We start from the raw sequence: 7,044 nt of genomic DNA on the forward strand, positions 1-7,044 counted from the left end.
ACCGCCCGGCCCGCACCCGCGTACGCCTCACCCGCACGACGTCCTGCTCCGCCCTGCCCTGAATCCGGCCCGCACGCCCGCCGAGGGGAACCGTCATGGCACCACGACCACCGCTGCTCAGCATGTCCGGCATCACGAAATCGTTCCCCGGAGTACGGGCCCTCGACGGCGTCGACCTCGACGTCCAGGCCGGTGAGGTGCACTGTCTGCTCGGCCAGAACGGCGCCGGGAAGTCGACCCTCATCAAGGTCCTGGCCGGTGCCCACCAGCCCGACGACGGCACCGTCGTCTGGCGCGGCGAGCCGGTCACCCTGCGCTCGCCCAGCGCCGCCATGCGCCTCGGTATCGCCACCATCTACCAGGAACTCGACCTGGTGGAGCACCTGTCGGTGGCCGAGAACGTCCACCTCGGCCACGAACCCACGGCCGCCGGATTCGTCGTCCGGGGCAGGGCCGCGCGCGCCTCGACCGCCGCTCTGCTCAAGCGACTCGGCCACCCGGAGATCGATCCGGCCCGCCTCGTCGGCGCGTTGTCGGCGGCGCAGCGGCAGATCGTGTCGATGGCGCGGGCGCTCTCGCACGACGTACGGCTGATCGTCATGGACGAGCCGTCCGCCGCCCTGGACCCGGGCGAGGTGGACAACCTCTTCCGCATCGTGGGCGACCTCACCGCCGCCGGGGTGGCCGTCGTCTACATCTCGCACCGCCTGGAGGAGATCCGCCGCATCGGCGACCGCGTGACCGTCCTGAAGGACGGGCGGGCGGTGGCCGGCGGACTGCCCGCGAAGACCACGCCGACGCGCGAGGTCGTGGCGCTGATGACGGGACGCAACGTCGAGTACGTCTTCCCGGACCGGCCCGTGTCACCGCCGCGCGGCACACCGGTGCTGGAGGTGCGGGGGCTGGCGAGGGACGGCGAGTTCGAACCCCTCGACCTGGACGTCCGCCCCGGCGAGATCGTCGGTCTCGCGGGGCTCGTCGGCTCCGGGCGCTCCGAGATCCTGGAGACGATCTTCGGCGCCCGCCGGGCCGGTGCGGGTCAGGTCCGCGTCGACGGGCGCCCGCTGCGGCCCGGCAGCGTGCGCGCGGCCGTGCGGGCCGGGCTCGGCCTCGCCCCCGAGGAGCGCAAGGCGCAGGCACTGCTGATGCTGGAGAGCGTCACCCGCAACGTGTCCGTCTCCTCGCTGGCCCGCTTCGCCCGCGGCGGCTGGATCGACCGGCGTGCCGAGCAGCGCGCGGCCCGGGCCGCGACCCGCGAGCTGTCACTGCGGCCCGACAACCCGTCCGTGCCGGTGCGCACCCTCTCCGGCGGCAACCAGCAGAAGGCCGTGCTGGCCCGCTGGCTGCTGCGCGGCTGCCGGGTGCTGCTGCTCGACGAACCCACGCGCGGCGTCGACGTCGGCGCCCGCGCCGAACTGTATGCGGTGGTCCGCCGGCTCGCGGACGAAGGCCTCGCGGTCCTTCTGGTCTCCAGCGAGGTGCCCGAGGTGCTCGGCCTCGCCGACCGGGTGCTGGTGCTGCGCGAGGGCCGCGTCGTGCACACGGCACCCGCCCGGGAGCTCGACGAACACCGTGTACTCGACCTCGTCCTGGAAGGAAGCCCGGCGTCATGACGCAGCCCGTCTCCCCGCCGCGGGACGGCACCGACAAGGTGCCGTCGGCCGGCGCCCGCCCCGCCTGGCGCACCCTCGTGGTCCGCGCCGACGTCCGCACCCTCTCCCTCCTCGGCGTGCTCGCCGCACTGGTCGTCATCGGCGGGGTCACCAGGCCCGACGAGTTCCTCGACACCCGCAACCTGCAACTCGTGCTCACCCAGGCCTCGGTGATCGGCGTCGTCACCGTCGGCATGACCTTCGTCATCACCTCCGGTGGCATCGACCTGTCGGTCGGCGCGATCGTCGCCCTCGCCTCCGTGTGGGCGACCACGGTCGCCACCCAGGACTTCGGCTTCGGCGGCATCCTGCTCACCGCGGTGCTCGTCGGACTCGGCTGCGGCCTGGTCAACGGGGTGCTCATCGCGTACGGCGGGATGGTGCCGTTCATCGCCACCCTCGCCATGCTGGCCTCGGCGCGCGGCCTCGCCCTGCAGATCACCGACGGCCGGACCCAGATCGTCACGGTGGACGACGTCCTGAAGCTCGGTGAGCGCGACTCCTACGTGCTGGGCGTCCCGCCCCTCGTCCTGGTGTTCGCGCTCGTGACGGTCATCGGCTGGCTGCTGCTCAACCGCACCACCTTCGGCCGGCGCACGGTCGCCGTCGGCGGCAACGCGGAGGCCGCCCGGCTGGCCGGCATCGACGTGCGCCGCCAGCGCCTGTACCTCTACCTGCTGTCCGGGCTGTGCTGCGGCATCGCGGCCTTCCTGCTGGTCATCCTGTCCGGCTCGGGCCAGAACACCAACGGCAATCTCTACGAACTCGACGCCATCGCCGCCGCGATCATCGGCGGCACGCTGCTCAGCGGGGGCCGCGGCACCATCACCGGTTCCGTCCTCGGCGTCCTGATCTTCACCACGATCACCAACATCTTCGCCCTGAACAACCTGCAGAGCGACGTCCAGCAGATCGCCAAGGGCGCGATCATCGTCGCCGCCGTGCTGGTCCAACGCCGAACCGCGAGCACCACCTGAGGAAAGGGTTCACCGCCATGCCACAGCTCACCAGCCGCACCACGAGTCGCAGGGGACTCCTCTTCGGAACCGCGGCGGTCTCCGCCGGCGCCTTCCTCACGGGTTGCACGAGCAACGAGACCAAGGACGAGAGCCCGGCCGGCAGCGACCGGCCGGCCGCCGACGACCGGCCCGGCAAGCCCGTCACCATCGGCTTCGCCGGCCCGCAGGCCGACCACGGCTGGCTCAACGCCATCAACGACAACGCCCAGAACCGCGCCAAGAAGTACTCCGACGTCACCCTGGAGATCACCGAGGGCTCCAACGACACCGCCGCGCAGATCGGCCAGATCGAGACCCTGATCAACAAGAAGGTCGACGTGCTGGTCGTGCTGCCCGCCGACGGCAAGGCCCTCACCCAGGTCGGCCTGAAGGCGATGCGCGCGGGCATCCCGGTCGTCAACCTCGACCGGATCTTCAACACCCCGCAGGCGTACCGCTGCTGGATCGGCGGCGACAACTACGGCATGGGCTTGAACGCCGGTCACTACATCGGCGAGAAGCTCAAGGGGAAGTCCGGCGCCCGTGTCGTCGAACTCGCCGGACTCGACAACCTCGAACTCACCAAGCAGCGCACCCAGGGCTTCGACGACGCGCTGAAGAACTACCCCAACATCACGAAGGTGGCCCGTCAGGCCGCCGAGTTCACGGTCGAGTCCGGGCAGGCCAAGATGGCCCAACTCCTGCAGGCCCAGTCCAAGTTCGACGCGTTGTGGAACCACGACGACGACCAGGGCGTGGGCGCGCTGCGTGCCGTCGAGCAGGCCGGACGGGACGACTTCCTCATGGTGGGGGGAGCCGGCGCGCTCTCCGCCTTCCAGGCCATCCAGCAGGACGACGGCGTCCTGAAGGCGACCGTCCTCTACCCGCCGTCCATGGCGGCCTCCGCCATCGACCTCGCCCGCGCCCTCGGCCAGGGCAAGGGCGTCGGCGGCCTCGCCGAGTTCGAGATCCCCGCGTCGATCACCCTCTACTCGGCCGTCGTCGACAAGGACAACGTCGACCAGTACCTGTCCACCGGCTTCAAGTGAGGCGCCCGCCACGACGGGCCTGACCCGGACCGTCGGGCCGGGCCCCACCCCCCACCGCGCCACGTCGACGAGGAGGACCCATGGGACAGCCGCAGCAGTCAGAGGAACCCGAGTCCGCGAAGCCGCCGCTGCGCGTCGGCATGGTCGGTTACGCCTTCATGGGCGCCGCCCACTCCCAGGGCTGGCGCACCGCGGGCCATGTCTTCGACCTGCCCCGGCGGCCGGTGATGGCCGCGATCTGCGGCCGCGACGCCGCCGCCGTTCGGGCGGCGGCCGACCGGCACGGCTGGGCGGCGACGGAGACCGACTGGCGTGCGCTGGTCGCCCGGGACGACGTCGACCTCGTCGACATCTGCACCCCTGGTGACAGCCACGCCGAGATCGCCCTCGCCGCGCTCGCGGCCGGCAAGCACGTGCTGTGCGAGAAGCCCCTCGCGAACACCGTCGAGGAGGCCGAGGCGATGACCATGGCCGCCCAAGACGCCTACGAAAAGGGCCGGCTGGCGATGGTCGGCTTCAACTACCGTCGCGTACCCGCCGCCGCGCTGGCCCGCCGGATGGTCTCCGAGGGCCGGCTCGGCACCCTGCGGCACGTGCGGGTGACGTACCTTCAGGACTGGCTGACCGACCCTGCGTTCCCGCTCACCTGGCGACTGCGCAGGGAGCACGCCGGTTCCGGGTCGCTCGGCGACCTGGGCGCCCACATCGTCGACCTCGCCCAGTACCTCGCGGGCGAGCCGCTCGCCGGGGTCTCCGCGCTCACCGAGACCTTCGTACGCGAGCGTCCGCTGCCCGGCGGGCCGACGGCGGGCCTGAGCGCCGTGTCCGCCGCGGGCACCGGACCGGTCACCGTCGACGACGCGGCAGTCTTCACCGGCCGGTTCTCCTCCGGCGCCCTCGCCTCCTTCGAGGCGACCCGGTACGCCACCGGCCGCAAGAACGCCCTGCGCATCGAGCTCAACGGCGCCCGCGGCTCGCTCGCCTTCGACCTGGAGCGCCTCAACGAACTCTCCTACCACGACGGCACCGAGCCCGCGACGCACGCCGGCTTCCGCCGCATCCTCGTCACCGAACCCGATCACCCCTACCTGGACGCGTGGTGGCCGCCCGGCCACGGCCTCGGCTACGAGCACACCTTCGTCCACCAGGCCCGCGATCTCGTCCACGCGATCGCCGAGGGCCGCCGCCCCGAACCCTCCTTCGCGGACGGGCTCCAGGTGCAGCGCGTCCTCGCCGCGGTGGAGGAGAGCGCCGCGAAGAACTCCGTCTACACCCCCATAGCGGTCTGAGGAGGCCCCCGACATGCCGCGCACCTTCACACTCTTCACCGGCCAGTGGGCCGACCTCCCGCTCGAGGAGGTCTGCCGCCTGGCCCGCGACTTCGGCTACGACGGACTAGAACTCGCCTGCTGGGGCGACCACTTCGAGGTCGACAAGGCTCTCACCGATCCCACGTACCTCGCCTCGCGCCACGAACTCCTCGACAAGTACGGTCTGAAGTGCTGGGCGATCTCCAACCACCTGGTCGGCCAGGCGGTCTGCGACGCCATCATCGACGAGCGCCACCGTGCCATCCTCCCGGCCCGGATCTGGGGCGACGGGGAGGCGGAGGGGGTTCGGCGGCGGGCCGCCACCGAGATCGCCGACACGGCGCGGGCGGCGGCCGCGTTCGGCGTCGACACCGTCATCGGTTTCACCGGCTCCGCCATCTGGCACCTGGTCGCCATGTTCCCGCCCGCACCGGAGTCGATGATCGAGCGCGGCTACACGGACTTCGCCGAGCGCTGGAACCCGATCCTGGACGTGTACGACGCCGAGGGCGTGCGGTTCGCGCACGAGGTCCACCCCAGCGAGATCGCGTACGACTACTGGACGACACAGCGCGCACTGGAAGCGGTCGACCGTCGGCCGGCCTTCGGTCTCAACTTCGACCCCTCCCACTTCGTGTGGCAGGACCTCGACCCGGTCGGCTTCCTGTGGGACTTCCGCGACCGCATCTACCACGTGGACTGCAAGGAGGCCCGCAAGCGCCTCGACGGCCGCAACGGCCGCCTCGGCTCCCATCTGCCCTGGGGCGACCCGCGGCGCGGCTGGGACTTCGTGTCCGCCGGGCACGGCGACGTCCCCTGGGAGGACGTCTTCCGCATGCTGCGTTCCATCGGCTACCAGGGCCCCGTCTCCGTGGAGTGGGAGGACGCCGGCATGGACCGCCTGCAGGGCGCCCCCGAGGCACTGACCCGGCTCAAGGCCTACGACTTCGAGCCGCCGTCGGCCTCCTTCGACGCGGCGTTCGCGAACTGACCCATCCGTCCCTGGCACCCATCCGTCCCTCGCACTCGCCCGTCCCTCGCACCCCCCGTCCCTCGCACCCCCCGTCCCTCGCACCCCCCGTCCCTCGCACCTTCCCCTGCCTGTCACCCCGGCCGTCTCCTCACGAGGGAGCACCCCATGCACCCCATGAGCCACCCGCCCGGCACCTCGGGGGGCCGGGCGGCGGGCGGCCGGGGCGCCGTCCTCGCCCGTACTCCGCCCGGCGAGCTGCGCGCCCGACTCGAAGCCCGCCTCGGCGCAGCCGCCCGCAGCTGGCTGGGCCGGGCCCTGGACGAGGCCGCCGCGCACCCCGGTACCCACGGACCGATCTCCGTGTGGGAGCTGCGCCTGGCCGAGGCCGGGCGCCGCTGCGGCGCCGCGCACGCCGACACCGCGCGTGTCCTCATCCTCGACGCGGCCCGCGCCGACGCGGCCGCCCTCACCCGGGTCTGGTCCCAGGGCACCGCCGACGAACGGCGCGCCGTCCTGCACGCCCTGCCCCGCCTCCTCCCGGGCCCGGAGGGCCTGCCGATCGTCGAGGACGCCCTGCGGACGAACGACGCCCGGCTCCTGTGCGCGGCCGTCGGTCCGTACGCGGCCCGGCACCTCGCCCCGCACCCCTGGCGGCACGCCGTCCTGAAGTGCCTGTCCGCCGGAGTGCCCGTCGCCGAGATGGCCGAGCTGGAGCGACGCGCCCGGGGAGACTCGGAACTCGCCCGTATGCTGGACGACTTCGCCGCCGAACAGGCCGCAGCGGACCGGCCCGTCCCCGCGGACCTGGACCGCGTACTGGCCCTGACGAGGTCCGGCACCGCGCCGCGCGGCACGGCCGACCCCCACGGCACGTGAGCCTGGCGTACACGCGAGCCCGACGTACGTCCTGACGTACACGCGAGCCCGACGTACACGCGAGCCCGACGTACGCCCGAACCTGACGTACACGCCAGCCCGACGTACGCCCGAACCTGGCGTACGCCCGGGCCCGACATACACCCGAGCGCGTGCGGCGGCCCTCCCCGTCTCCCAGGGAGGGCC

At 72.6% G+C, this 7,044-nt stretch carries 6 protein-coding genes; all 6 read left to right on the forward strand.

Going from position 1 to position 7,044, the window contains the following annotated elements:
- The first annotated feature begins 95 nt into the window (after positions 1–95).
- The 6 genes from ACFV0T_RS39380 to ACFV0T_RS39405 all read left to right on the forward strand — a co-directional run bounded on the left by ACFV0T_RS39380 (position 96) and on the right by ACFV0T_RS39405 (position 6,858).
- On the forward strand, positions 96–1,613 hold the full coding sequence (locus tag ACFV0T_RS39380; protein ID WP_385789937.1) for a sugar ABC transporter ATP-binding protein: 1,518 nt from the start codon (positions 96–98) through the stop codon (positions 1,611–1,613).
- Complete coding sequence (locus ACFV0T_RS39385; protein WP_385789939.1) at positions 1,610–2,629, forward strand: ABC transporter permease; 1,020 nt, start codon at positions 1,610–1,612, stop codon at positions 2,627–2,629. The genes ACFV0T_RS39380 and ACFV0T_RS39385 overlap by 4 nt, the downstream gene beginning before the upstream one ends.
- A gap of 17 nt (positions 2,630–2,646) precedes the next feature.
- Positions 2,647–3,699, forward strand: coding sequence for a substrate-binding domain-containing protein (locus tag ACFV0T_RS39390; RefSeq protein WP_385789941.1), 1,053 nt, complete (start codon positions 2,647–2,649; stop codon positions 3,697–3,699).
- Between the two features lie 80 nt (positions 3,700–3,779).
- Complete coding sequence (locus ACFV0T_RS39395; RefSeq protein ID WP_385789942.1) at positions 3,780–4,988, forward strand: Gfo/Idh/MocA family protein; 1,209 nt, start codon at positions 3,780–3,782, stop codon at positions 4,986–4,988.
- Between the two features lie 13 nt (positions 4,989–5,001).
- Positions 5,002–6,000: a sugar phosphate isomerase/epimerase family protein gene (locus ACFV0T_RS39400; protein ID WP_385789944.1), complete on the forward strand. Its 999-nt coding sequence runs from the start codon at positions 5,002–5,004 to the stop codon at positions 5,998–6,000.
- Between the two features lie 156 nt (positions 6,001–6,156).
- Positions 6,157–6,858: an EboA domain-containing protein gene (locus ACFV0T_RS39405; RefSeq protein WP_385789946.1), complete on the forward strand. Its 702-nt coding sequence runs from the start codon at positions 6,157–6,159 to the stop codon at positions 6,856–6,858.
- The last annotated feature ends 186 nt before the right edge of the window (positions 6,859–7,044 follow it).

It is taken from the genome of Streptomyces sp. NPDC059582 (assembly GCF_042735715.1).
Classification (GTDB): domain Bacteria; phylum Actinomycetota; class Actinomycetes; order Streptomycetales; family Streptomycetaceae; genus Streptomyces.